Below are 26005 nucleotides of genomic sequence, written 5' to 3'. Positions count from 1 at the left end.
CGTCAGAGGTAACGCAGTTCCTGTAGATCGACGTCACGGAACAGCTTCTTGGCCGTCACCTCGTCCAGCTGACGCGCCCTCAGCAACCGACGTAACTCTTCTCGCTCGGCGGCCAGCCCTGCAAGCCAAAGACGCCGCTCGATGTCGTCCATCTTGCGCGTCAGGGCTGCGTCTTCCTCGTCCGTGCGGGTGTGGGTCTCGATCCGCTGGCGATAGGTCTCCATGATCCGGCCAGCGATGTCGGAATAGAGGTCAGGGTTGGACTTGCCCTCCGCCATGGCGTGCGAGGCGTCCTCGATGGCGCGGATGGCGGCCGAGGCGGCGGCGACCCGACCGCGATCTTCTTCCTGCTCATGCGAAGGCTCTGGCGGCAGTTCGACGTTCTTCAGCAGGCGGGGCAAGGCGAAGGTCGCCAGCACAAGCGACACCACGATCACGCCTGCCGCGAGGAAGATCGCGAGGTTCCGCGACGGCATCGGCGACCCGTCGCCCAAGGCGAACGGCAGGGTCAGAATACCCGCCAGAGTGATCGCGCCCCGCACGCCCGCCAGAGACATCACCATGGTCAGCCGCAGACCGACCTTGGCCGGCGGACCGCGATGGCGGCGGCGAAACAGGGTCAGCTTCAGCGAGGTCCAAACCCAGACGAACCGCAACGCCGCCAGGGTGGCGACGATGCCGAACACATAGACCGCCAGCCACCAGACCTCGGGTCGGCTGGTGCCCGCCACCACCTCGGCCGCTCTCGACATGATCGAGGGCATCTGTTCGCCCAGGATGACGAAGATGATTCCGTTGGCGACGAACTGAACCGTGTCCCACACGACGCTGCGCCGGATCCGCGTCATCGCCATCGACTGCCCGGCGATGCCTCCACGTTCGGTGAAACTCATCGTCACCCCGGCCGCAACCGCCGCCAGAATGCCGGACGCATGCAGTTCTTCCGCGACCAGATAGGCAGCAAACGGGATCAGCAGGCTGATCAGAATCTGCGCGCCCACGTCCTCGCCCCAGCGGCGGCTGACGAAGCTCTTGGCGTAGCTGATGGCCATGGTGACCAGAACGCCGACGGCGACCCCGACCAGGGCCAGCCAAACGAACGTGCCGACCGCATGGCCGATCGAAAACGCGCCAGTCGTCGCGGCGGCGACCGCGATCCGCATGCAGGTCAGGCCCGTCGCATCGTTCAACAGCGACTCGCCTTCCAGAATGTGCATCAGGCGCTTGGGGATGGGCGCCCGCGCCGCAATGGCCTGAACCGCGATGGGATCGGTCGGCGACAGGATGGCGGCCAGGGCGAAGGCCACCGGCAGGGGCATCTCCGGGATCATCCACCAGATCAGGAAACCCAGACCGACGACGGTGAACAGCACCAGCCCCAGCGCCAGCTCGAGGATCACCGCCCGGTCGCGAAACAGATCTTCCTTGGGAATTCGCCAGCCATCCAGAAACAGCAGGGGCGGCAGGAACAGCAGAAAGAAAATGTCCGGCTCAAGATCGACCGTCTTGCCCGTGATCAGCACGATGGCGGCGCCCAGCCCGATCTGAACCAGAGGCAAGGCGATGCGCGTGATCCGCGCGATCGAACCCGACACCACCACGGCCAACAGCAGAAGCAGGACGGTTTCGATCAGATGCATGAAGCCTCAGTCGGTCAGGTCGGGATACAGGCGCTCGAATCGCCCCAGCGCCGCAGGATGCAGCCGCACCGTGACGTGAGTACGGCCAAGCTCGTCCGCATCGCGCGCCGTGACCCGACCATGTTCGTACAGCCACGCCAGGGCGTCGCCCTGATGCGGCTCCAGCGTCAGCTGCGTCTCGGGATCATCGTCGATCAGGCCGGCGATGATCTGGCGCAGAGGCTCGATCCCCTCGCCCGTCCAGGCTGAGACGGCGACCGCTTCACCGTCCTTCGCCAACCGTTCGGCCTGACCCAGCACGGTGTCGCGCGCCTCGTCGTCCAGCAGATCGATCTTGTTCCAGACTTCCAGCACCCGGCGCGTCTTGCCCTCTGGCGTCTCGATCTGTTTCAGCACGGCCTCGACGTCCTTGGCCTGGGCGGCGCTGTCGGGCGAGGCGATGTCGCGGACGTGCAGGATCAGATCGGCCTCGCCGACCTCCTCCAGCGTGGCGCGGAAGCTCTCGACCAATTCATGCGGCAGATCAGAGATGAAGCCGACCGTGTCTGCCACGATGGCCGGTCGTCCTTGCGGCAGCCGGATGGTGCGCTGGGTCGTGTCCAGGGTGGCGAACAGCAGGTCCTTGGCGAAGACCTCTGATCCCGTCAGCCTGTTGAACAGCGTTGACTTGCCGGCGTTGGTGTAGCCGACCAGAGCGATCGTCGGGAACGGCGCCTTCTGACGCTGTTTGCGGTGCAGGCCGCGCGTGCGCCGCACCTCTTCCAGCTCGGCCTTCAGCCTGACGATCCGGTCGGCGATCAGACGCCGGTCCAGCTCGATTTGGGTTTCGCCGGGCCCGCCGGTTGAACCGGTGCCGCCACGTTGCCGCTCAAGGTGGGTCCAGGTCCGCACAAGACGCGAACGCTCATAATCCAGCCGTGCCAACTCGACCTGAAGCCGCCCCTCCTTGGTCCGCGCGCGACGGCCGAAGATTTCCAGGATCAGGCCGGTGCGGTCGATGACCTTCACCTCCCACGCCTTTTCGAGATTGCGCTGCTGCACCGGTGTCAGGGCGTCGTCGATGATGACGGCTTCGGCGTCTGCGGCGCGCACGAGCGCGGCCAGTTCCTCGACCTTGCCCGTGCCGAACAGGGTCGCAGGCGTGGTGCTGCGCAGCCGCACGATCTCTTCGGCGCGCACGTCGAGGTCCAGCGCGCGAGCAAGGCCCGCCGCCTCCTCAAGCCGTTCGCTCGCCAGCCGGGGACTGTCCGAGCGTCGGTCGGGGTGAATGACGACCGCCCGGATCAGCGGGACGGTGTGGTCGATCAGTTTTTGGGTCAATCAGTCTTCTTCGGCGTCGGGCTCGTACAGCTGCACGGGCGCGGACGGCATGATGGTTGAGATGGCGTGTTTGTACACCAGCTGGGACTGGCCATCGCGGCGCAGCAGGACACAGAAGTTGTCGAACCAGGTCACGATGCCCTGCAACTTGACCCCATTGACCAGGAAGATGGTCAGCGGCGTCTTGGTCTTGCGGACCGAGTTGAGGAAGGTGTCCTGAAGGTTCTGACGTTTGTCTTGCGACATGGCAGGTTTTTCCTGTTCTTCGTTGTTCATCGCCGTGGGAGCGGCGGGGCCGATGCAGCCAACCGCGACCTTAACCGCCGCCCGGCCGCTCGGGCAACGCCCTAAATGGCCCCTCGACGCGCCTGTTCAAGATAGAGTTCTCGCAGGCGGGTCGCCACCGGGCCGGGCTGGCCGTTGCCGATCTTCACGCCGTCCAGCGAAACCAGCGGCATGACGAAGGCGCTGGCGGCGGTCACGAACACCTCCCGCGCCCGTTTCGCTTCATCGACCGAGAAGGCGCGTTCTTCCAGTTCGACACCCTCGGCGGCGGCGAGCTCGATGACGGCTGCTCGCGTGACGCCCCGCAGGATATTGGCTTGGATGTCCCGCGTTCTCAGCCTGCCGTCCTCATCCACGATCCACGCATTGGTCGATGCGCCTTCGGTGATCAGACCCATGTCGTCATACATCAGGCACTCGTAGGCTCCGCGCTCGCGCGCCGCCTGTTTGGCCAGCACATTCGGCAAGAGACCGACGGTCTTTATATCGCAACGCCCCCAGCGAATATCGGGCTGGGTGACGCCGGCCGCGCCGTTTTGCGCCAGACGCTGACTCCGCGCCGGATCGATCGACTTGGCGGTCACGACAACACTGGGCGCGACATCGACCGGAAAGCCATGATCGCGTGGCGCCGTGCCGCGTGTGATCTGCAGATAGACCATGCCGTTGCGCACACGATTGCGCCGCACGGTCTCGCGCAGAACGACGCCCAAGGCGCCGGCGCTCATCGGAATGTCGATCTTCAGTTCGTTCAGACTGCGGTGAAGGCGGCTCATATGACCTTCGAAATCGCCCAGCCTCCCGTCGAAGACCGACCAGACCTCATAGACGCCGTCTGCAAACTGGAAACCGCGATCCTCGATATGGACCACGGCCTCGCCATGCGCGCTATACGCGCCATTCACATAGGCGACGCGTGACATCAGGCCGGCTCTTCTTCATCGCCGCCGCGCGCTGGCGAGACGCCCAGCGACTTCAGCTTTCTATGCAGGGCCGATCGCTCCATGCCGATGAAGGCGGCGGTGCGCGAGATATTGCCGCCGAACCGCATGATCTGCGCCGCCAGATACTCCCGCTCGAAGACCTCGCGCGCCTCCCGCAGCGGCAGGGCGATGGTGCGCTCGCCGCCCAGGTTCGCCGTCCCGCCGTTAGAGGTCGCCACCTCCTGCGGCAGCATGTCGGCGGTGATCGTTTCCGCCGGATCGCCGGTCGCCAGGATCAGCAGACGCTCGATATTGTTGCGCAGCTGACGGATGTTGCCGGGCCACGGGTGGACTTGCAGCACCGCCACCGCATCGTCCCCGACGATGCGTTTGGGCAGCCCTTGCGAGGCGCTGATCGTGTCGACGAAATATTCGACCAGTTCGGCGATGTCCTCGCGCCGTTCCGACAGCGGCGGGACACGGATCGGCACCACATTCAGACGGTGGAACAGGTCTTCGCGGAAACGTCCCTCTGCGATCTCGGCCTTCAGATCGCGCGAGGTCGACGTCACGACGCGGACATCGACCTGCACGTCCTGCTCTCCGCCGACCCGGCGGAACCGCTGATCGACCAGAACGCGCAGGATACGGCTCTGGCTCTCGCGCGGCATGTCGCTGATTTCGTCCAGATACAGCGTGCCGTTGTGGGCGCGTTCGAACACGCCGATCTTGCGCGGACGGCCGTCCTGGCCCTCCTCGCCGAACAGTTCGACATCCAGACGTTCCGGCGTCATGCCGGCGGCCGAAATCGCGACGAACTCGGCGCGGGCGCGCGGACTGGCTTCGTGGATCTGACGCGCCACCAGCTCCTTGCCCGAGCCGGCCGGTCCGGCGATCAGAACCCGACTGTTGGCCTGGGCCACCTTGGTGATGGTGCTGCGCAAGGCCTGCGCAGCCTGTGATCGGCCGATCAGACCGGACGGTGTCATGGTCGCCGCGCGAAGGCGGCGGTTCTCGCGCCTCAGCGTCGCAGCCTCAATGGCGCGTTCGACCACGACAACCAGCCGATCCGACTTGAACGGCTTTTCGATGAAGTCATAGGCGCCGCGCTTCAGCGCCGTCACCGCCGTCTCGATGTTACCGTGACCGGAAATCATCACGACCGGCAGATCAGGATCCAGTTCCTTGACGACCTCCAGCAGTTCCAGCCCGTCCAGCCCGCCGCCCTGCATCCAGATGTCCAGGATCGCCAGCGACGGCTTCCTTGCCCGGATCGCCGCCAGGGCCTCGTCGGAGTTTGCGGCGACGCGCACGGCATGGCCCTCGTCCTCAAGCAGGCCGGACACCAGGTCGCGGATGTCGGCCTCGTCGTCGACAACGAGAATGTCGGAACCGGTTGGTCGCATCTTGCCTCGCTATTCGGCGGCCAGGGTCTGGAGCTTGCGCTCCGCGCCCTCGCCGCCTTTACCGTGGGGTTTCAGGGGGAAGATCATGCACACGCGTGCGCCGCGCAGGGTCTTGGCGTCGGCCAGCTTCAGCTCGCCACCGTGGTCCTCGCAAATGCGTTTGACGATGGCCAGGCCCAGGCCCGTGCCCTTCTCGCGCGTGGTCACATAGGGTTCGGTCAGGCGATCGCGGTCGCGAGCCGGCAGACCCACGCCGTCGTCCTCGATGACGAAGGTGGCGAAGCCGTCCTCGATCGTCAGCGACGCGATGACGCCCGCACGGTCCGACGCCGCTGCCTCACCCGCCGCAAGCCGTTGCGCCGCAACCGATTCGCCCGCGTTCTTGAGGATGTTGATCAGCGCCTGTCCCACCATACGGCCGTCGGCCTGCATGTTCGCCATCGGCAGGGGCTCGGTGATGTCGACCACGATGTCCGGCGCGGCGACCCGTTGGGCGAACACCGCCTCGCGCAACATTTCGGCCGGGTTCTCGGGCGCGAAACGCGGCGCTGGCATGCGAGCAAAGGAAGAGAACTCATCGACCATGCGGCCGATGTCTCCGACCTGGCGGATGATGGTGTCGGTGCACCGGTCGAAGATTTCGACATCCTCGCCGATCCGCGCGCGATATTTCCGTTTCAGTCGCTCTGCCGACAGCTGGATCGGCGTCAGCGGGTTCTTGATCTCATGGGCGATGCGACGGGCCACGTCGCGCCAAGCCGCGTTTCGCTGGGCCGTCACCAAGCGGGTGATGTCGTCGAAGGTCAGGACCATCTCGCCGCCCAGACCACCCTCGATCCGAACGCGCAGCCGCCGCGTATCGCCGCCTCGGCTGACGTCGATGTCTTCCTCGATATGGGCCTCAGCGCGCCGCACCAGATCGCTAAGTTCTGGAGACAGCGCCGCGAGTTCGTGACCTAGAACCTCGACGTCGTCGATGTGAAGCAGTTGCAGGGCGCTGTCATTGATGGCCGACACCCGCCCACGCTTGTCCAGGCCGATAACCCCGGCGCTGACGCCCGACAGCACGGTCTCGATGAAACGGCTGCGGTCGTGCGCCTCGTCGCTCGCGGCCTTCAGCGCCGCCTGCTGCGCCTGCAGATCGCCGGTCATGCGGTTGAAGGCGTCCGACAGAGTGGCGATTTCGGCCGGGGCGCCTTCGCTGTCGACCCGAGCGGTGAAGTCGCCGCCCGCGACTTGTCCCGCCGCCTTCACCAACCGACCGATCGGCGCGGAGATGCTGCTGGCCGCCGACATTCCCAGCCACACCGCGCCCACCAGCACCAGCAGCGCCGTCTCGAGATAGCTGAGGATGAAGGCGGACTGGATCCGAGCGCGGCTCTCCTCCGCCTCGCGATAGGCCTGGATCGACTGATCCGACGCGTTCATCCGCGCGATCAGTCCCTCTTGGAGGGGACGGACGAGATAGAGGTAGGCGTCTCCATACGCCGGCAGAGCGATGATGGAGCGTACGGTATCGGGATTCTGGGTAACGTCAGTAGGCGGTTTGCCGTCCTGCCCGGCGGCCTCGATATAGCTGCGCGGCGGCGCCAGATAAGGCGGCGCGCCGGGTTGCTCGGCTCGCGCCAGAACTTCGCCGTTGCCGTTGACAATATAGATGGCCGGGTATCGGAAAATGTCGCCAACCTGCGCCAAGGCGGCGTTGAACTGGATGCGGTCGTCAAACAGTCCTCTCGCGCTGTCCAACTGATCCGAGATCGTGACCAAATCCGCATCCATCGAACTGGCCACGTCGCGGACATAGGCGCGACCGATGATCGCGCCGTTGTCGACCGACGATTTCACGTTCTCGCTGAACCATTGGTCTACGCCTCGATTGACCAGGACGCCGAACACCAGGGCGATCAGCACCGACGGGACCAGGGCCACCATCGAGAACAGGGCGACGAACCTCAGGTGAAGGCGCGATCCGGCTTCGTCGGTGCTGCGCACCAAAGTCAGCACGCGCCGGCCGACAATGATGGCCAGGCCGGAAATCAGAAGCAGATTGGCCGCCAGCACGATCAGGGCGATCTGGCTGCTCGATCCGCGCGCCGACCCTGATGTGGCTCCCGGCGCGACCGCCACCAGCCAGATGGCCGCCGCCGTGATCGCGACAGCCAGAAAGAACGCCAATCCGAAGCCGGTCCGCGCCCGTTCGCTATCGACCCACCCCCAGAACGACCCGTCGTCCGACGCGAGGTCGGGCGAAGCGGTGCGTGCTGAAGGCGTATCCGTCATGCCACAGCAGTCTCCAACACCTGTGGCCCATTTTCAACAGCAGACTTACCCAACCGAGGCAAATCCGGCCGCCACAGTTCGTGCATGGCGTCTTCGACGGCCATCGGATCGTCCAGGCGGCAAATTCTTGCCTTCGCCTCGCGACGGTGTTGCGGATCGGCCGGCCACGGCGCCTGTTCGATGTACCAGCCCAGATGTTTGCGGAACATCTTCAAACCTAGAGGCAGGCCGTAGAAGTCGGCCGACGCCCGCAGATGCTCGATCACGATCGCCAGACGCTCTTCAGGTCCGGGTTCCTCCAGCGCCACACCATCGACCAGCGCCCGCTCCAGATGCGCCGCCAGCCATGGCCGGCCATAGACGCCACGTCCCAGCATCAGCCCGTCCGCGCTGGACTGCGCCAAGGCCTGGCGCGCTTCATAGGCGGTGATGATGTCGCCATTGACGATGACGGGAATGCCGACCGCCGCCTTTACCGTCCCGACCGCGTCCCAATCCGCTTGCCCAGTGTAGAACTGTTTTCGCGTGCGGCCATGCACCGTGACGGCCTTGACGCCGATCGCTTCCGCGCGGCGAGCCAGTTCCGCGGCGTTCCGGCTCTCCTCGTCCCAGCCCAGCCGCATCTTGACCGTCACCGGCCGATCGGTCGCCTTGACCGCCGCCTCCATGATCCGACAGGCCAGATCGGGCGTCCGCATCAGGGCCGAACCGGCGGCCGAGCCCGTGACCTCCTTGGCTGGACAGCCGAAGTTCAGATCGACGATGTCCGCCCCAGCCCTTTCCGCCATCCGCGCCCCCTCGCCCATCTGTTCGGGATCACGTCCGACAAGCTGGATGACGGTCAGCGGCAGACCTGCTCCCACGGCGGCGCGCCGCACGACGTCCGGCCGCGCCCGCGCCAGTTCCTTGGCCGCCACCATCTCCGTTGCGACATAAGCGGCGCCCAGTCTGGAGGCCAGCATGCGGAACGGCAGGTCGGTCACGCCGGTCATCGGCGCCATCAGCACCTGGCCGGGCACGGTCACATCGCCGATTTGCAAGGTCTTGGGCATTTCCGTCTTTCGCCGCATCGCAGCCGCCCTCGTCAAGCATGACCGCGGCGCTTTGATGGTTTCGCCCCGTCGCCGCGCGCACTATCAAGGCCGCCATGACATTTTCGGGCATCATCGTCGCGGCCGGTTCCGGCTCGCGCGCCGGCGGCGACAAACAGTGGCGGAACCTGGGCGGAAAGCCCGTGCTGCGCTGGTCTGCCGAGGCCTTGCTGAACGCCGGCGCCGACGAACTGATCGTCGTGATCGCCCCTGACGCCGTCGAGCGTGTGGCCGAGGTGCTGTCCGGTTTGCCGCGTTGGAAAGCCGTCATCGGTGGAGCCGCCCGCGCCGATTCGGTCCGCGCTGGTCTCGCGGCACTGACCTGTCCAGCGGATCAGCCGGTGCTGATCCATGACGCCGCCCGCCCGCTGCTGAACGCCGCCGTCATCGACCGTCTACTGTCGGCCCTTGAAACTTCGGACGGCGCCCTGCCCGCCCTGCCTGTCGCCGACAGCCTTCGGCGTGGCGAGGCGGAAATCATGACCGACGTGGTTGATCGCGACGGTCTGTGGCGCGCCCAGACGCCTCAAGCCTTTCGCCGGGGCGTGATCGAGACCGCCTATGCCGCCTGGTCGGACGCCGAGGTCCCGACCGACGAAGCCGTCGTCGTGCAGCGCAACGGCGGCGCGGTGGCCCTGGTTCAGGGCGATGCGCGTCTGATGAAACTGACCTATCCCGAGGATTTCGCCATGGCCGAAGCTCTGCTGCCCCAAGCGCAGCGTTATCAGACCCGGATCGGGTCCGGCTATGACGTGCATCGCTGGGGACCGGGCGGGTCCGTCTGGCTTTGCGGGATCGAGGTGCCGCACGATCAGACGCTGATCGGCCACTCCGACGCCGACGCCGGTCTCCACGCCCTGACCGACGCCATCCTGGGCGCCATCGCGGCGGGCGACATCGGCGACCATTTCCCGCCGACGGATCCGAAATGGAAAGGCGCTTCCTCGGACCAGTTCCTGATCCATGCCGCCGAACTGGTCGCGGCGCGCGGCGGCCGCATCGTCAACGTCGACGTCACCCTGATCTGCGAACGACCCAAGGTGAAGCCGCACCGCCAGGCCATGCGCGATCGGATCGCCGGGCTTCTGAACCTTCCGCTCGACGCCGTCAGCGTCAAGGCGACCACGACCGAAGGGCTTGGTTTCACCGGACGCGGCGAGGGTTTGGCCGCCCAGGCCGTGGCGACTGTGGAAACGCCAGCCGCCTAGCGCGCCGCCATCTTCATCTGACGCACCAGCGATCCGAACAGATTGACGTAGTCGTCCGTCCAAGGACGCACCGTCGTCGGCGACAGCTTGCGCCAGCGCGCATCGTCCCTGAAGCCCTCCAGCGCCGCCGGACTCTTGCCGATCAGCAGCGCTTCGGTCGAGGCCTCGGCCATGTCGCCCTGGCCCGACTGCCCGATATACACCTGGTGCAGGTGCGGGACCTTCAGCACCTGCGCCGCCGCCTCGGCCGGCAGGGTGATCTCCAGGTTCCGGTTCGACAGATGCAGCACCACGACGCCGTCGGGCGCCAGCAGCCGCAGATAGCCGCGGATCGCCTCGACCGTCAGCAGATGCGTCGGCACGGCGTCGGACGAGAAGGCGTCGATGACCAGCAGGTCGTAAGATCTTGCCGGCTCGCGATCCATCGTTAGGCGCGCATCCCCCAGAACCGTCCGCACCGGCCCGTCGGCGCAGCCGTTGATGAAGCTGAACCATTGCGGGTCGCGCGACAGCCGATCCACCATCGGATCGATCTCGAAGAAGGTCAGCTGGTCCTGAGCGCGCTTGTAGGCGGCCATGGCGCCCGAGCCCTGCCCCACAACGCCGACGCGCGCGCCGTCCAGCCGACGCGCCTGCATCTGCAGCATCGCCTGCCCCAGCGGCGTCGAGGTCGCATAGTAGAGCGTGGGCTGACAGCGGTTCGACGGCGCCTGGGCCTGGGCACCATGCAAAGTCGTGCCGTGCATTAGCACATGGACCGGCCCGCCCATCAGCGGATCGTCGATCTTGGCCACCCGCATCACGCCAAAGAAGCTGCGTTCCGACAGGGCCCAGTCATATCCGCGCGCCAGATGATAGCCGGACCATACGATGGCGGCCAAAACGATCGTGAACATCACCGCCCGATCGCGCACCAAAAAGGCGAACAGGGTCGCGATCCCCAGGATGGCTTGCGCGATCCGCACCAGTTCAGCGTCAGGGATGGCCGCGCGAATGTTCGGTGCGTACCGGACGGCCTCCATCGACAGCGGCCCCATCAGGGCGATGACCACGCCGGCGACGCAGCAGATGATCTCCCACGGCCTGATCTCGCGACGGCTCCACGGCCGCAGCAATCCGGCCGCCACCAGCACCAGCGGATATTCCCACACCATGTCGAAAACGGCCGGCGCAATCAGGCCGTTGAACAGTCCGCCGACTACGCCGCCCAGCGACAGCAACAGATAGAATTCGGTCAGACGATCCGGCGCCGGCCGCCGCGCCGCCAGCCTTTGGTGACACATCAGCGCGGTGAAGAAGAAGGCCGCCAAATTGACGGTGAACACCAGCAGCCATTCGCCTGTCCGGAACGCAATCAGGGCGGCGCAGGCCGCTGCCGCCGCCGCCTGCAAACCAAGGCCGATGGCTGGCGAAACAGCCGGCCGGGTCTGGAAAGCGATGACAAACGTCAGCAGATAGAGCGCGAGCGGTATGACCCACAGAAAGGGCGCCGAAGCCACATCCGTCGTCAGATGCGCCGTCACCCCCAGCATCAGACTGGACGGTGCGGCGGCCAGCAGAACCAGCATCCCCTTTTCGCGCCAAGCAATCGGCGGGCTGGCCTCAAGTGGCGCGGGCTCCGCCGTTCCAATCTCGCGTCGTCGCCAGACCTGAACGCCCAGCCCCACGACCATCACCACGAACAGCCCATAGCCGACGCTCCAGCCCAGGCGCTGATCCGACAGGCTGGCCAGCGGCTCGATCACGACCGGATAGGCCAGCAGGGCCAAGAAGCTGCCCAGGTTCGAGGCGGCATAGAGAACGTAGGGGTTCTGGCCGTCTGCATGTCCGGCCCGCACGCGCGCATACCAGGCCTGAAGCAGCGGCGCAGTCGCCGACAGCACAGCGAACGGCGCGCCGATGGACACCGCCAGCGTCGCCAGCAGCCACATCGCCGGTTGGGACGGATCGGGATCCCCCAACAGGCCGCTGATCTGCAGGGGCAGGAAAAACGCCGCCACGATCAGCAGGCCCAGGTGAACCCCGACCTGCGCCCGCATCGTCGCCAAACGTTGCAGCAGGTGCGCATAGCCATATCCAGCGAGCAGCGCGGTCTGGAAGAACACCATCGACGCGTTCCACACCGAAGGCGATCCGCCCAGCGTCGGCAACAGCAGCTTGGCCGCCATCGGTTGAACGACGAAGACCAGACAGGCCGATGTGAAGATGGCGACGGCGAACAGGATCGGCGCGATGCGATCCGATGTCGGGGCGGCGGGGCGTAATGGATCGACAGCCTCGGTCATGCCTCTGGTTAGAGCGGGGTTCGCGGCCTATGAAAAGACCATGTTTTCCCAAGATATCGCGCAGCTGGCGCAACAGATTGTCGCAACGGCCAGCGAACGCGGTCTGATGCTGGCGACGGCCGAAAGCTGCACCGGCGGTTTGGTGTCCGCTGCGATCACAGCCATCCCCGGTTCGTCAGCGGTCCTGGATCGCGGCTTCGTCACCTACAGCAACGAGGCCAAGGCCGAGTTGTTGGGCGTGTCGGTAAAAATCCTGTCCGACCACGGCGCCGTGTCGCAAGCGGTCGCAGTGGCGATGGCTGAGGGCGCGGTCAAACACTCGCGGGCCTCCGTCTCGGTGTCCGTGACAGGGGTGGCTGGACCGGGCGGCGGATCGGTCGATAAGCCCGTGGGTCTGGTCCACTTCGCGGCGTCAGGTCCACAAGGCGTCATTCACCGCGTCGAGCGATTTGGCGACCTCGGCCGCGATGGAATCCGCCAAGCCAGCGTTCGCGTGGCGTTGGAAATGCTGGCGGATCGGCTCGCGTGAGCGGCCCTGTCGTTATCGACGCCAGGGGTCACCGCTGCCCCGTTCCAAGCCTGAAGCTGATGAAGGCGATGGAAAACGCCTCGCCCGGCGCGCGGATCGTGCTGCTGGCCACCGACCCGATGGCCCGGATCGACGTGCCGTTTCTGATGTCTCAAAAAGGCGGGCGCGTGCTCGAGATCGAGGACGCCGACGGCCTTCTTCACATTACGATCGAGACCGGCGCCCGGCCCGACGCTCCGACAGATTGACGACATCGGCCGGCGGCGTGTCGGCGATCGCGCGCGCCTTGGCCGCCAGTTCCATCTCGGTGGCGAACGCTCCGCCGTAGAAGATGGCGTTGACGTTCCACGACAGCCAGATCAGCAGCACCACCACGGCGCCGACCGATCCATAGGTGGCCCCCAGCGGCGCGATCTGCTCGACATAGATGGCGCACAACCATGACGAGACCACCGACATCAGCGTCGCCACCAGACCGCCCGCCGTCGCCGGCAGCCAGGCGACCGGCGCCCTGTGGCTCATGGCGTAGCGGTAAAGCAGCGTCAGTCCGATCACCAAACCGATGGCGGGCAGGAAGGCGTCCAGCGGCGCCATGCCGCTGCGCCCGGTCAGGCCCGCGGCCGACGACGACGCATGCGCCATGATGCGTACCGTCACGACCGCGCCCGACACGACCGTGAACAGCGCAAAGGCGAAGATCGCCACGAAGAAGGCCAGCAGATTGAACTTGAAGAAGCCGTGCGGCTCGGTCTCGTCATGGATCAGGTTCAAACCCGCCAACAAGGCCTTGAAACCTCGATGCGCGGCATAGGCGCCGACGAACAGGGCGAAGGCGCTCTGAGCGGAAACCGTCCGCGCCGACGCATTGCTCAAACGCGTGATCTCGCCCTGGAAAATGGTCTGCGCCGCCTTGGGCAGAAGGTCCGACAAGGCGGTCGCCTGGGCGCTGACTTCGCTGATCGACAGACCCAGCTTGTAAAAGCCGATCAGGATGGCGATCGCCGGAAACACGGCCAACAGGGCGAAGAAGGACACGCCGCCCGTATAGAGCATGACGTCGCGCCCCCAGCTGCGGGTAAACGCTCGCACGGCCAGCCCGCCCCAGAACCCGGGCGCTTTCAGGACCGACCGTGTCAGTTGCTCACTCAAATCGGTCCCCACAACCGTTGCACAAGCGGCGGAACCTAGCGGAATTCGTCTGTGGCGAAAGTCTCATCCGCGTGAGGACGATCATTCGCGATCCGGCCGCATCCCTTTGGCCCGACGACATTGCATCCTTAACACCCTCGTCGCTATGGTCCGCGCGTTTCCCGCCGGCTATTGGCGCGGCGACCTTTGGAGACGATCGGCTTGGCTTTCGACGCGCGCGTATTGATCCTGGCGGCTGACGATGGCCGGATCGGGCCGCTCGCTGCGGGTCTGGATGCGCTGGGCTGGACGACGGTGACCGCCCGCGACGTCGTCTCCGCCGAGATGACGCTTCAGGACTTTCCGCTCGAAGCCGCCGTCATCGACATCAACACCTTCGACGCCGATGTGGCGTCTCGCCTTCGCGCCGCCGCCGAGCCGCGTCGCCTGCCCATCGTGGTCATCGGCGCCCGCCCTGATTCGGTGAAGGGCGCGGATCTGACCATGTCCACGCCGCCGCATCCGGCCCAGGCCGCCTTGCGTCTGGAGCAACTGGGCCGGGCCGCCATCGCCGAGGAGGAATATCGGCTGCGCGTCACCACCTTCGCCACGCGCGGGGTCGGCTTGGACAAAAGGGCCGACGACGATGGTCCCTTGCGCGTGCTGGCCGCCGGCGTCGCGGACCGCCGCTTTCTCGCCCTGTCGAACGCCCTGACTGCGGCCGGTGTCGAGGTGGTCGCGGCGCCGACGCCCTACACCGCCTTCGACTATCTGCACGAAAGCCCGTTTGACGCCGCCGTTCTGTGGGGCGCCGAAGACCATGCGCCGGCCCTGTCGATCGCGGCGGGCATGAAGCGCAACACACGCCTGTATCATATTCCGCTGATGCTTTATCTGCGCGGCAGGAACGAGATTAGCCTGGCTGAACTGTTCAACCGCGGCTTCGCAGACGTCGCCTCCGCCGACACGCCCGAGGGCGAAACGGCCGAGCGGATCCTAGCCCTGGCCGGCGCGCACCGCATTCATCTGGGCATTCGCAAGACGTTGGACTCGGTGCGCAGCCTGGACGTGATGGACCCAGAAACAGGCCTGTTCACGCCCGAACTTTTCGCCAGCCACCTGGGTCGTGTCGCCGAGGCTTCGCGCGCGCGAAAGCGCCCGCTTTCCGTCTGCGTCCTGCGGGTGCGCGAAACCGAATCCGTCACCTGGGCGCGTCAGGGCGGTTGGCTGGATCGCGCCATGCCGCAGATCGGGGCCATGGTTTCGCGCCTTGTCCGTGTCGAGGACACCCCTGCCCGCTTGGCCAAGGAGGTCTTCGCCCTGGCCCTGCCGGCGACCCACGCTGAACCGGCGCGTCTGGCCGCAGAACGAATCGCCGCCGTGATCGGCTGCACCGCCTTCGACGCCGGCCCGGACCGGTCGCCGTTCGTCGCCGAGTTCGACGTCGGCGCCGCCGAGATGCGTCCCGACGAAAGCGCCGCCGCCCTTTTGGAACGCGCTTCGGCCGACCTGTTCGAAAAGACGCGCTGAGGGGCTTTACGCCCCCGCCACCCGCGCCAGATCGGCGGTGATCCGTTCGGCCACCTTCAATCGCTCTTCCGCCGTCGGCCAATCGCCTGAAACGACGATCTTCTGATCCGGCCGAATCTTCCAGAAGGCGTGGTTCTTCTGGATCAGCCCGACCAGTCCCGCCGGATTGGGGAAGCTGTTGTCGCGCAACGTCAGCACCGCGCCGCGCGGCCCGATGTCGATCTTCTCGATGCAGGCCTTACGGCAGTTCGACTTGATGCCGACGATCTTCAGCAACTGCTGCGCCTCATCCGGCAAGGGGCCGAAACGGTCGATCAGTTCGGCGGCCAAGGCTTCACGATCCTCGGCCTGTTCGGCGTCGGAAAGACGGCGATAGAGGCTGAGACGCACGTTCAGGTCTGGCACGTAATCTTCTGGAATGAGGACAGAAGCACCGACATTGATCGACGGCGACCAACCACGATCCACGGCCTGTCCCTCGCCCTTCTCGCGCAACTCCGCCACGGCGTCTTCCAGCATCTGCTGGTACAGTTCGACGCCGACCTCGCGGATGTGGCCCGACTGTTCGTCGCCCAGCAGATTGCCGCCGCCGCGCTGATCCAGATCGTGGCTGGCCAGCTGGAAGCCGGCGCCCAGATTGTCCAGCGACTGCAGAACCTGCAACCGCCGCTCGGCTGACAAGGTCATCGGCTTGACCGCATCGGTGGTCAGATAGGCGAAGGCTCGCGCCTTGGACCGTCCGACTCGCCCCCGGATTTGATACAGTTGCGCCAGGCCGAACATGTCGGCGCGGTGCACGATCAGCGTATTCGCCGTCGGAATGTCCAACCCGCTCTCGACGATCGTGGTGGAGACCAGGACGTCATATTCCCCGTCGTAGAAGGCGCTCATCACCTCTTCCAGCTGGGTCGCACTCATCTGGCCGTGACCGACGACGAACTTCACCTCGGGGACCTGTTCGCGCAGGAATTTCTCGATGGCGGGCAGGTCCTTCAGGCGCGGCGCGACGTAGTAGGCCTGACCCCCGCGATATTTCTCGCGCAGCAAGGCCTCGCGCACCAGCACCGGATCCCACGGCGTGACATAGGTCCGCACTGCCAGACGATCGACCGGCGGGGTGGCGATGATCGACATCTCGCGGATGCCCGACAGCGCCATCTGAAGCGTGCGCGGGATCGGCGTGGCGGTCAGGGTCAAGAGATGCACGTCGGCGCGCAGCGTCTTCAGCTTCTCCTTGTGCTTGACGCCGAAGTGCTGCTCCTCATCGACGATGACCAGGCCCAGGTCGCGGAAGCCGACCTGTTCGCTCAGCACCGCATGGGTGCCGACGACGATCTCGACCGAGCCGTCCTTCAGCCCCGCGCGCGTCTCCGCCGCCTCCTTGGACCCCACCATCCGCGACAACTGACGCACCTTGATCGGCCAGCCGGCGAAGCGTTCGGTGAAGGTCTTGTAGTGCTGGCGCGCCAGCAGGGTCGTCGGCGCGACGATCGCCACCTGCTGCCCCGTCATGGCGACGACGAAGGCGGCCCTCAGCGCCACCTCGGTCTTGCCGAAGCCGACATCGCCGCAGATCAGGCGATCCATCGGCGTGCCCTTGCCCAGATCTTCCAGCACATCGCCGATGGCGTTCAGCTGATCGTCGGTTTCCTCGTAGGGGAAGCGCGCGCAGAACTCGGCGAACAGACCCGGCGGCGGCGTGACCGCATCGGTCTCGCGCAGCGCCCGCTTGGCGGCCAGAGCAATCAGCCCCTCGGCCATCGCGCGCAGACGTTCCTTGGCCTTGGCCTTTCTCGCCTGCCAGCCTGCGCCGCCCAACTTGTCCAGTTGGACGCCCTCGGAGTCCGAGCCGTATCGGGTCAGAAGGTCAATGTTTTCAACCGGCAGATAAAGTTTGCTCTCACCGGCGTAGAACAGCTCTAGACAGTCGTGCGGGGCCTGCTGGATTTCCAGCGTCTTCAGCCCTTCGTAGCGACCGATCCCGTGATCCAGGTGAACCACCAGATCACCCGTCGTCAGGGCCGACGCCTCCGCCAGGAAGTTCGAGGCGCGGCGTTTCTTGCGGGGCCGCGCCAGACGGTCGCCCAAGATGTCGGTCTCGGAAATGACCGCCACCTCGTCGGTGACAAAGCCGTGCTCGACCGGCAGGACGCCGCGCAGATAGAGGTCTTTCGGGGCCGCCTGAACATCGGCCCAGTCGCGCACGGCGACGATGTGATCCAGCCCGTGGTCGGCCAGCATGGTCGCCAACCGCTCCGACGATCCTTCGGTCCAGGAGGCGAACAGCACCCGCTTGCCCTCGGCCTTCAGCGCCGCCGCATGGGCCGCCACCGCCTCGAACAGATTGACGCTGTCCTGCGCCCGCTCGGCGGCGAAGGTCCGGCCCAAACGTCCGCCGGCGTCCTCGCCACCCGTGGAGAAGGGCGTGAAGCGACGCACGGTGCGACCCGCCAGCGCCTGGTTCCAGTCGCCGGCGTCCAGATAGAGCCGCTTGGGCGGCAAGGCGCGATTGGCGCTGGCCTGTCCTTTGGCCTTGGCCGCCTCGGCGCGCGCGTCATAGGCGTCCGCGATCAGATCCCATCGCTCGGCGCGGGCCGTCTCGACCTGATTGTCTAGGAAGATCGCCGCGTCGTCCGGCAGATAGTCGAACAGACTGTCCAGGGTCTCATAAAACAGCGGCAGCCACTGCTCCATGCCCTGACGCCGCGCGCCCTCGCTGATCGTCGCATACAGCGGGTCGTCGCCCGGCGCGCCGAACAGTTTCAGATAGCCGGTGCGGAACCGCGAGATGGCCGCCGCATCCAGCAGCGCCTCCGACACCGGCGCGAGGGACACGGACGTCATCTGGCCGGTCGACCGCTGCGTTTCGGGATCGAAGGTGCGGATCGATTCCAGCTCGGATCCGAACATGTCCAGCCGGACCGGCTCCTCGAAGCCAGGCGGATAGACGTCGACGACCCCGCCGCGCACCGCGAACTCGCCGCGCTCCGACACGGTCGAGGCGCGGACATAGCCGTTGGCGGCGAAATAGCGCTCCAGCGCCTGGATATCGAGATCGCGTCCGACCTTAGTTTCGAACCCGGCCTGTGTCGTGACCGACTTGGGCGGGGTGCGTTGCATGGCCGCCGACACCGTCGTCACGACCAGAACCGGCGCATCGCCGGGCTTGCGCATCGCCAGTCGCGTCAGCGTCGCCATGCGCTGCGCGGCGATTCCCGCCGTGGGGCTCAGTCGGTCATAGGGCAGACAATCCCACGCCGGATAATCCAGGACTTCAATATCTTTCGAGAAGAACTGAAACGCCTGAACGAAGCTGCCCGACCTCTGAAAATCGCGTGCGACGAACAGGCCGATACCGCCGCCGGCCTTGATCCGTTCTGCGACGATCAGCGCGTCCAACCCCTCGGGCGCGCCGCCCAAGTCGGCGTCGGTTCGGTATTCGACCTTGGCGTCCATCAGCCGATTCCCTTGCCGACTTCGGCCGCGACGTGGGCGCGCATGAAGGCGCGCACCTTGGCCATCACCGGCGTCTCGAACTCGGGCGGCGTCGGATCACGCTCGATGATCCAGCCGTAAAGCCACTGATCTTCCTCGTCGATCAGCCGTTCGAATTGGTCCAGTTCCGCATCGGTCAGGGTCGGCGCGACCTGATCGGAAAACGGACCCAGCACCATGTCGGCCTCGCGAAAGCCCCGCCGCCAAGCGCGGAACTGAATGCGTCCCAGCCGCTGCCTGCGCTCAGGCGTCATCTGCTCAGGGGTCATTTCGCTTTCGGGACGCGCGTCGATTTCGGCCACAAGAATCCTTGCCCGGCAAAGTGGGAAGACGCTCAAGCAGCGAGCCACCGCGTGGCGAGCGTTAGCGTCTTCAAATGGAAGAAGCGCAGATAGCGTTCCTGAACGCACTTCGCCACCCGTCATGGTCACGCTATGTTCACGGCGATGCGTCCGCAGATTCTCTTTCCCCTGTTCGCCGAGGTCTCGACCCTCAAGGGCGTGGGCCCTCGCGTCCTGCCTCTGGTGCAAAAGGTGGCGGGCCCGCTGGTTCGCGATCTGCTGTTCCTCAGCCCGTCTGGCGTCATCGTGCGCCGCGCCGCTGAGGCCGCCACCGCCATCGATGGCGAGGTGGGCGTCTTCACCGTGACCATCGACCGCCTCTACACGCCCAGCCGTCCTGGCGCGCCGCTGAAGGTCCGGGCCAGCGATCCGACGGGCTTCGTGCATCTCGTCTGGTTCGGCGGTTCGCCCCAGCACATCGACCGGCTGTTGCCGCGCGGCGAGACGCGGTTGGTCGCGGGCAAGGTCGAAAGGTTCAATGGCGAGGTCCAGATCATCCATCCGGACATCGTGACGCTCGAAAAGGCCGCCGACATTCCGGCGTCCGAACCCATCTATCCGGCGACGCAGGGGCTCAGTTCTCGCCAGTTGCGCAAACTGGTCCACGCCGCCCTTGCTGACGCGCCCGACCTGCCGGAATGGCAGGACACCGCCTGGCTCAGGAAGCAGAACTGGCTGGGTTGGCGCGCCGCTATCGACGCCCTGCATGCCCCCACAAGCGAGATCGACCTGACGCCCGACGCCCCCGCCCGCCAGCGCCTGGCCTATGACGAATTCCTCGCCCACCAGCTCGCCTTGGCCCGTCGTCGTCGCGCCCGCGAGATCAGGCCCGCCCCCGCCATCGCCCCCGGCGCAGCGTCCGAACACCTGCTCCAGGCCCTGCCCTTTCAGCTGACCAACGCCCAGGCCCAGGCCGTCGCCGAAATCCGCCGTGATCTGGCGTCGGGCCAGCAGATGGGCCGATTGCTGCAAGGCGATGTCGGCTCGGGCAAGACCGCCGTCGCCGCCCTCGCTCTGGCCGACGCCGCTGCCAGTGGTTTCCAATCCGCACTCATGGCCCCGACCGAAATCCTGGCGCGCCAGCATTACGAGAAGCTCGGCCCCATGCTGGGCGCGGCTGGCGTGTCTGCGGTCCTGCTCACCGGCCGCGACACCCCGGCGCAACGACGCGAGAAACTGGCTGCCCTGGCCTCGGGTCACGCCCAGGTCGCCATTGGCACCCATGCCCTGTTCCAGAACGCCGTTCGCTTCGACCGCCTGGCCCTGGCCGTCATCGACGAACAGCACCGGTTCGGCGTCAACGAACGTCAGCGGCTGCAAGCCAAGGGCGATCCGCGTGTCGGCGCCGTGCATCTGCTGACCATGTCGGCCACCCCCATCCCCCGCACGCTGGAGCTGACGCAGTACGGCGAGTTGGAGGTCAGTCGTCTGATGGAAAAGCCGCCCGGCCGCACCCCGGTCACGACCGCCGTCCTGCCCTTGGCCCGCATCGGCGAGGTCGCCGCCCGCCTGAAGAGCGCCGTCGAGAGCGGCGCCCAGGCCTATTGGATCTGTCCCTTGGTTGAGGAATCCGAGGCCATCGACCTGGCGGCCGCCGTCGATCGCGCCGACGATCTGCGACGCCTGCTGGGCGTCGAGGTCGGCCTGGCTCATGGCCAGATGCCGGGCGCAGAGCGCGAGGCCGTCATGGCCGACTTCGCCGACGGCCGCCTGCCGGTTCTCGTCGCCACCACGGTGGTCGAAGTCGGCGTGGACGTGCCCAACGCCTCGATCATGGTGATCGAACACGCCGACCGCTTCGGTCTGGCCCAGTTGCACCAGTTGCGCGGCCGCGTCGGTCGCGGAGCCAAGGCCAGTTCCTGCATCCTGCTGTATGGCGGTCAGGACGGCTCCCTCGGCGAGACGGCGAAAGAGCGGCTCGAAACCCTGCGTCGCACCGAGGACGGCTTCGTCATCGCCGAGGAAGACTTTCGCCTGCGTGGCGGCGGCGATCCCCTGGGCCTGAAACAGAGCGGTTTTCCCGCCTACCGCTTCGCCGATCCGATCCGCCACCGCAGCCTGATGCTGGCCGCCGCCGATGATGCGCGGCTGATCATGAACCGCGACGCGGATCTGACGTCGGAACGCGGCCAGGCGGTGCAGGTGCTGGAAGAGTTATTTGACTGGAAAAACCACAAGGTCGGCGCAAGCTAGCCGATCACTCGGCTCCAGCCATCGAATCCGACCTCGACGTTTTCGGGAACAAGCGCCGACAACGTCTTGTAATCCATATCGATGTGCAGGTTTGTCAGCACCGCACGCTCCACGTCTGCGGCGGCGATCCACGCCAGGGCCTGGTCCAGATGAGCATGTGTCGGATGGGGCGCGTAACGCAGCGCATCGACGATCCAGAGCTTGCAGCCGGCCACGGCTGCCAGGGCCGCCTCGTCCAGATCGGACACATCGCTGGAATAGGCGACATCGCCGAGCCGATATCCCACCGAACTGATCGGCCCATGCGCCTGATCAAAGGTCGTGACCGGGATCGAGCCGCCCGCGCCCTCGACCGACCAGGCCGTGCCATGCGGCGGAATGATCCGTCCGTCCAGCAGCGGCGGATAACCGAACTTGCTCTCGAAAATGTAGTCGAACCGATGCGTCAGCGAACCGTGCGTCACCGCATCCATCCACGCCGGTATCCGCTTCCTGGCCCGCGCGGCGAAGGTGCGCAGGTCGTCGATCCCATGGGTCTGGTCAGCGTGGTCGTGGGTATAAAGAACCGCATCCACATGTTTCGTGCCGCTGGCCAGCATCTGTTCGCGCAGGTCCGGCGAAGTGTCGATAAGGACAGTGGTCACCCCCTCCGGCCCGGTCTTTCTCGCCAACATCGAACAGCGCGTTCGCCGGTTCTTGGGCTCGGTCGGGTCGCAGGCGCCCCAGTCGCCGTCCCCGCGCGGCACCCCACCCGACGATCCGCTGCCCAGAATGACGACTTCGAAACTCATGCGGGCCTGGGTATCCGGTCAAAGAGGCCGAAGAAGGCCTCGGTCGTGATGCGGTCCGCCTCCTCGGCGCTCCAGCCTCGGATTTCGGCCAGCTTGTCCAGCACATGACCGATGTAGGCCGGCTCGTTGCGCCGCCCCCGATGCGGAATGGGCGCCAGATAGGGGCAGTCGGTCTCGACGATGATCCGGTCGCCGGGCATATCGCGGATCACCGCCCGCACGTCCTCGGCCGCCTTGAAGGTCGCGATGCCGGAAACCGAAAACCAGGCGCCCATTTCAGCAGCGATTTTCGCCAATTCCGCGCCACTCGTATAGCAGTGCATCAACATCTTGAACGGCCCTGCGGCGTATTCCTCGCGCAGGATCGACGCCATCACGTCGTCCGCCTCACGCGTGTGGATCACCAGCGGCAATCCCGTCTCGCGCGCCGCCGCCACATGTTGCCGGAACACCGCCGCCTGCATCTCGCGCGGGCTGAAGTCGTAATGGAAATCCAGACCGCATTCGCCGATCCCGACCACCTTGGGCCGCTGGGCCAGTTCGATCAGGGTCGCCGCGGTCAGGTCCGCCGCATCCTTGGCCTCGTGCGGATGGACTCCGACCGTGCACCAGATGTCCGCATTGGCCATGGCGATGCCGTGCGTCGCCTCAAAGGTCGTCAGCCTGTCGGAGATCTCGACCATCAGTCCGACGCCCGCCTCGCGCGCGCGCGCGATCACGGCGTCCCGGTCCTCGTCGAACTGCGGCGCATGCAGGTTCACATGACTGTCGATCAGCATCAGCCCATCCGCTCCTGCTGGGCCTGGACCCGCTTCAAATCCGCCAGCGCGCCGGCCAAGACGTCGGCCTTGTCCAGGTTCAGTCCCGCCGCCCGTTCCGGCAACGGCTGCAGCCGCTCCCATAATTCAGCCCATCGATTTCCGGCCCCCGGCGCGCTCTGCAAGGCGCGCATTCGCACCGCCGCGATCAGCCGGTCCATCAGGGTCTCGAACCGTTCCTGCCCCTCGGCGCCGCGGAACCGGTCGGCGATGGCCAGGGCTTCGGCCCGGTCCACGTCGCCCTCGACCCATCGCCGCGCCAGCTGGTCCATCTCGAACGTCGCGCCGGACGCCAGGGCCAGGGCCGCCCCCGGCGATCCGCCCGCCATGATCGCCGCATGTTCGGCGTCCTCACGCTCCGCGCCCGTCCGATTGCGCACCAGGGTCTCCAGCCGATCCGGCGTCCAGATCGGAAAGCTCAACCGCCGGCACCGCGACCGGATCGTCGCCAGCAACCGCCCCGGCGCATGGGTCACCAGAAACAGCACGCCGCGCTCGGGCGGCTCCTCAAGAACCTTCAGCAAGGCGTTGGCGGCATTGAGATTCAGGTCATCCGCCGCATCGATGATCGCCACCCGAAACTGGGCTTGCGACGGGCTCTTCGAAAAGAACTCCGGCAGTTCACGCGACTGATCGACCGAGATCGACTTCTTGGTCTTGCCCCCTTCGACCAGGCGTTCCAGCACCAGCAGGTCCGGATGCGACTGGGCCGAGATCAGCCGGCTGACCGGATCATCGCGCCGCGCGCCCAGCGGCCCGGACGCCGGATTGGCCGCCGCGCCCAGCAGCCGTCGCGCCGCGCGATAGGCGAAGGTCGCCTTGCCCGTCCCCTCGACCCCGCACAACAGCCAGGCGTGGTGCAACCGCCCCCGTTCCCAGGCGTCCAGAAACGCCGTCTCCGCCGCGGCATCAGGGATCAGGTCGAACCGGTCACGCGGGTGATCGCTCACAGCAGCCGGTCCTGAACCGCCTGCCAGACCCGCGCCTCGACCTCGTCCAGCGATCCGACGGCGTCGATCAGCACGCAACGCTGCGGATTGGCCTCGACGATGCGCAGAAAGCCCTCGCGCAGGCGCTGATGGAATTCCAGACCCTTGGATTCGAACCGCGTCTCGAACAGGCCGCGCCCGAACGCCCGCTCCAGCCCGACCTCGACCGGTAGGTCGAACACCAGGGTCAGGTCCGGCTGGTCGTCCCCGACCACGCCTGCGTCGATCTGTTCGATGAAGCTTTGCGCCACGCCGCCGCCAGCGCCCTGATAGGCGCGGCTGGAATCGGCGAACCGGTCGCACACCACCCAGTCGCCGGCCGCCAGCGCCGGGCGGATGGTCCGCTCCAGATGGTCCGAGCGCGAGGCGTACATCAGCAGGGTTTCGGTCATGGCCGACCAAGGCTCGGCGTCCGTGGCCACCACCAGATTGCGGATCACCTCAGCGCCTTTGGAGCCGCCCGGTTCACGCGTGCGCACGACCTTGCGCTCGCCCAGCACCGCCTGCAACCGCGCGACCAGCCGCCCGACCTGGGTCGATTTGCCGGCGCCCTCGCCGCCTTCGAAGCTTATGAATTGTCCACGGGTCACGCGCCTTCATGGCGCGCCGACGCCGCCCGGCGCAAGCCCGCCCGCGCGATCAGCTGCCGGATATCAACAGGGCGCCCGCATAACCCCGCGCCACGACCGACTGACGCGCCGCCTCGGCGGCATTGGCGCTGTCCCACGGCCCCACCACCACATTGAACCGGCCCGCGCCCCGATCGGCGCGCACCCAGCCGCTCAGGCTGTCGGCGATTCGCCCGGCCTCGACCTGATCCGAGAAACTGCCCGCCTGAACCCAGAAGGTCGTCACCTCCGCAACCGCGACCGGCGCGGGGGCGATAACGGGCGCGCTGACGGGCGGGCTGGCCGGGACCGCGCCTCTCGGGGCGGGCGCCGAAGCCCGCAGCAGCGTGCCCCCGCCCTGCTGCGGCGCCCGGCCGAGGTAGCGCACCCGCACCCGCCCCACGCCCTGCGAGAGCATTCCCAGTTCGCTCGCCGCCTCGCGCGACAGGTCGATGATCCGGCTGTCCACGAACGGCCCGCGGTCATTGATCCGCACCACCAGCCGCCGCCCGTTCTCCAGGTTCGTCACCTCGACCAGACCGGGCAGAGGCAGGGTCTTGTGCGCGGCCGTCAGGGCATGCATGTCGAACCGCTCGCCGGTCGAGGTCGGCCGCCCGTTGAAGGCGTCGCCGTACCAGGACGCCATCCCCACCTCTTCGTAATCCGGCTGTTCCTTGGGCGTGTACCAGCGCCCGCGCACCTGATACGGCCGCATCGTCCCCGACACGATCGGCGCCGGGTCCTTGACGACGGGCAGGCGCGCCTCGCCCCGCGTCCCGCCCACGCCTGCGCCGCCCACGCTGGAACAGGCGGCAAGCAGCGAAAACAGCCCCAGGATCAGCGCGCCGCGCACTCCCTGTCCAAACGTCATCGACCCGCCTCGCAAAAAATACGAAAACAGGATGACCGAAGACATTTCCGCTTTGGTTAATGACCCGTTCGCCTGCTATGGCGTCCGCCTCCGCTGCGGCGGCAAGGAAGTGTGGCCGAGTGGTTTAAGGCACTGGTCTTGAAAACCAGCGACGGTGAGAGCCGTCCGTGGGTTCGAATCCCACCGCTTCCGCCAGCCTCTCACACCACCACTGGATTTGCGGGGCGTTTCGGGTTTGCGCCCTAAGCCGCGCCCTAAGCCGCTTCTGGCGAGT

General features: G+C 66.6%; 21 protein-coding genes and 1 tRNA gene. 6 read left to right on the top strand and 16 right to left on the bottom strand.

Annotated features, from left to right (window positions below; translation table 11 throughout):
* Window positions 1-2 precede the first annotated feature (2 nt).
* The 7 genes from PFY01_RS09470 to dusB all read right to left on the bottom strand — a co-directional run bounded on the left by PFY01_RS09470 (window position 3) and on the right by dusB (window position 8906).
* Window positions 3-1640, bottom strand: coding sequence for a Na+/H+ antiporter (locus PFY01_RS09470; protein WP_265148431.1), 1638 nt, complete (start codon window positions 1638-1640; stop codon window positions 3-5).
* A 6-nt stretch (window positions 1641-1646) separates the two neighbouring features.
* Window positions 1647-2960: a GTPase HflX gene (gene hflX, locus PFY01_RS09465; RefSeq protein WP_271041085.1), complete on the bottom strand. Its 1314-nt coding sequence runs from the start codon at window positions 2958-2960 to the stop codon at window positions 1647-1649.
* Window positions 2961-3206, bottom strand: coding sequence for an RNA chaperone Hfq (hfq, locus tag PFY01_RS09460; protein WP_003164861.1), 246 nt, complete (start codon window positions 3204-3206; stop codon window positions 2961-2963). It abuts the gene before it with no gap.
* Between the two features lie 101 nt (window positions 3207-3307).
* Entirely contained in the window at window positions 3308-4168 is an 861-nt protein-coding gene (locus PFY01_RS09455) for a D-amino-acid transaminase (protein WP_271041084.1), read from the bottom strand.
* Window positions 4168-5574, bottom strand: coding sequence for a sigma-54-dependent transcriptional regulator (locus PFY01_RS09450; protein ID WP_066624736.1), 1407 nt, complete (start codon window positions 5572-5574; stop codon window positions 4168-4170). Before PFY01_RS09450 ends, PFY01_RS09455 begins: the two co-directional genes overlap by 1 nt.
* 9 nt (window positions 5575-5583) lie before the next feature.
* Window positions 5584-7854, bottom strand: coding sequence for a sensor histidine kinase NtrY-like (locus PFY01_RS09445; protein ID WP_271041083.1), 2271 nt, complete (start codon window positions 7852-7854; stop codon window positions 5584-5586).
* Complete coding sequence (gene dusB, locus PFY01_RS09440) at window positions 7851-8906, bottom strand: tRNA dihydrouridine synthase DusB (RefSeq protein WP_271041082.1); 1056 nt, start codon at window positions 8904-8906, stop codon at window positions 7851-7853. Before dusB ends, PFY01_RS09445 begins: the two co-directional genes overlap by 4 nt.
* 95 nt (window positions 8907-9001) lie before the next feature.
* On the opposite strand from dusB, the gene PFY01_RS09435 reads away from it, so the two are divergent.
* A complete protein-coding gene (locus PFY01_RS09435; protein WP_174085035.1) occupies window positions 9002-10153 on the top strand; it encodes a bifunctional 2-C-methyl-D-erythritol 4-phosphate cytidylyltransferase/2-C-methyl-D-erythritol 2,4-cyclodiphosphate synthase in 1152 nt (383 codons plus the stop codon).
* On the opposite strand, the gene PFY01_RS09430 is transcribed toward PFY01_RS09435, so the two are convergent.
* Entirely contained in the window at window positions 10150-12438 is a 2289-nt protein-coding gene (locus tag PFY01_RS09430; RefSeq protein WP_271041081.1) for a spermidine synthase, read from the bottom strand. The two genes, PFY01_RS09435 and PFY01_RS09430, sit on opposite strands and share 4 nt — an antisense overlap.
* Before the next feature lie 40 nt (window positions 12439-12478).
* Between PFY01_RS09430 and PFY01_RS09425 the strand changes: the two genes are divergently transcribed.
* Both PFY01_RS09425 and PFY01_RS09420 read left to right on the top strand, forming a co-directional pair.
* On the top strand, window positions 12479-12967 hold the full coding sequence (locus PFY01_RS09425; RefSeq protein WP_271041080.1) for a CinA family protein: 489 nt from the start codon (window positions 12479-12481) through the stop codon (window positions 12965-12967).
* Between the two features lie 68 nt (window positions 12968-13035).
* Window positions 13036-13215: a sulfurtransferase TusA family protein gene (locus tag PFY01_RS09420; protein WP_333780212.1), complete on the top strand. Its 180-nt coding sequence runs from the start codon at window positions 13036-13038 to the stop codon at window positions 13213-13215.
* Here the strand turns inward: PFY01_RS09420 and PFY01_RS09415 are convergent.
* Window positions 13172-14020 carry a YihY/virulence factor BrkB family protein gene (locus PFY01_RS09415; protein ID WP_420197068.1) on the bottom strand — a complete coding sequence of 283 codons (849 nt, stop codon included), beginning with the start codon at window positions 14018-14020 and terminating at the stop codon, window positions 13172-13174. The genes PFY01_RS09420 and PFY01_RS09415 overlap by 44 nt on opposite strands.
* 297 nt (window positions 14021-14317) lie before the next feature.
* Between PFY01_RS09415 and PFY01_RS09410 the strand changes: the two genes are divergently transcribed.
* A complete protein-coding gene (locus PFY01_RS09410) occupies window positions 14318-15625 on the top strand; it encodes a diguanylate cyclase domain-containing protein (RefSeq protein WP_271041077.1) in 1308 nt (435 codons plus the stop codon).
* 6 nt (window positions 15626-15631) lie between these two features.
* On the opposite strand, the gene mfd is transcribed toward PFY01_RS09410, so the two are convergent.
* Window positions 15632-19081, bottom strand: coding sequence for a transcription-repair coupling factor (gene mfd / locus PFY01_RS09405; RefSeq protein ID WP_271041076.1), 3450 nt, complete (start codon window positions 19079-19081; stop codon window positions 15632-15634).
* Complete coding sequence (locus tag PFY01_RS09400) at window positions 19081-19389, bottom strand: succinate dehydrogenase assembly factor 2 (RefSeq protein WP_200932859.1); 309 nt, start codon at window positions 19387-19389, stop codon at window positions 19081-19083. The genes mfd and PFY01_RS09400 overlap by 1 nt, the downstream gene beginning before the upstream one ends.
* A 177-nt stretch (window positions 19390-19566) precedes the next feature.
* Here PFY01_RS09400 and recG point away from each other — a divergent pair, with 177 nt between their 5' ends.
* The gene (gene recG, locus PFY01_RS09395) at window positions 19567-21654 is read left to right on the top strand and encodes an ATP-dependent DNA helicase RecG (protein ID WP_271041075.1); all 2088 of its coding nucleotides are present in this window, start codon (window positions 19567-19569) and stop codon (window positions 21652-21654) included.
* Here recG and PFY01_RS09390 read toward each other — a convergent pair.
* From PFY01_RS09390 to PFY01_RS09370, 5 genes are read right to left on the bottom strand one after another with little or no spacing between them, the layout of a single operon-like run.
* A complete protein-coding gene (locus PFY01_RS09390) occupies window positions 21651-22445 on the bottom strand; it encodes an MBL fold metallo-hydrolase (protein WP_271041074.1) in 795 nt (264 codons plus the stop codon). The genes recG and PFY01_RS09390 overlap by 4 nt on opposite strands.
* Entirely contained in the window at window positions 22442-23224 is a 783-nt protein-coding gene (locus PFY01_RS09385) for a TatD family hydrolase (RefSeq protein ID WP_271041073.1), read from the bottom strand. Before PFY01_RS09385 ends, PFY01_RS09390 begins: the two co-directional genes overlap by 4 nt.
* A complete protein-coding gene (locus tag PFY01_RS09380; protein ID WP_271041072.1) occupies window positions 23224-24213 on the bottom strand; it encodes a DNA polymerase III subunit delta' in 990 nt (329 codons plus the stop codon). Before PFY01_RS09380 ends, PFY01_RS09385 begins: the two co-directional genes overlap by 1 nt.
* Entirely contained in the window at window positions 24210-24842 is a 633-nt protein-coding gene (gene tmk / locus PFY01_RS09375) for a dTMP kinase (protein ID WP_269218950.1), read from the bottom strand. The genes PFY01_RS09380 and tmk overlap by 4 nt, the downstream gene beginning before the upstream one ends.
* A gap of 49 nt (window positions 24843-24891) precedes the next feature.
* Window positions 24892-25731 carry a septal ring lytic transglycosylase RlpA family protein gene (locus PFY01_RS09370; protein WP_271041071.1) on the bottom strand — a complete coding sequence of 280 codons (840 nt, stop codon included), beginning with the start codon at window positions 25729-25731 and terminating at the stop codon, window positions 24892-24894.
* 105 nt (window positions 25732-25836) lie between these two features.
* Here PFY01_RS09370 and PFY01_RS09365 point away from each other — a divergent pair.
* A tRNA-Ser gene (locus tag PFY01_RS09365) sits at window positions 25837-25926 on the top strand.
* The last annotated feature ends 79 nt before the right edge of the window (window positions 25927-26005 follow it).

The organism is Brevundimonas vesicularis, from assembly GCF_027886425.1.
In the GTDB taxonomy this organism is placed as follows: Bacteria; Pseudomonadota; Alphaproteobacteria; order Caulobacterales; family Caulobacteraceae; genus Brevundimonas; species Brevundimonas vesicularis_C.
This window is presented reverse-complemented; position numbering and strand designations above follow the sequence as displayed.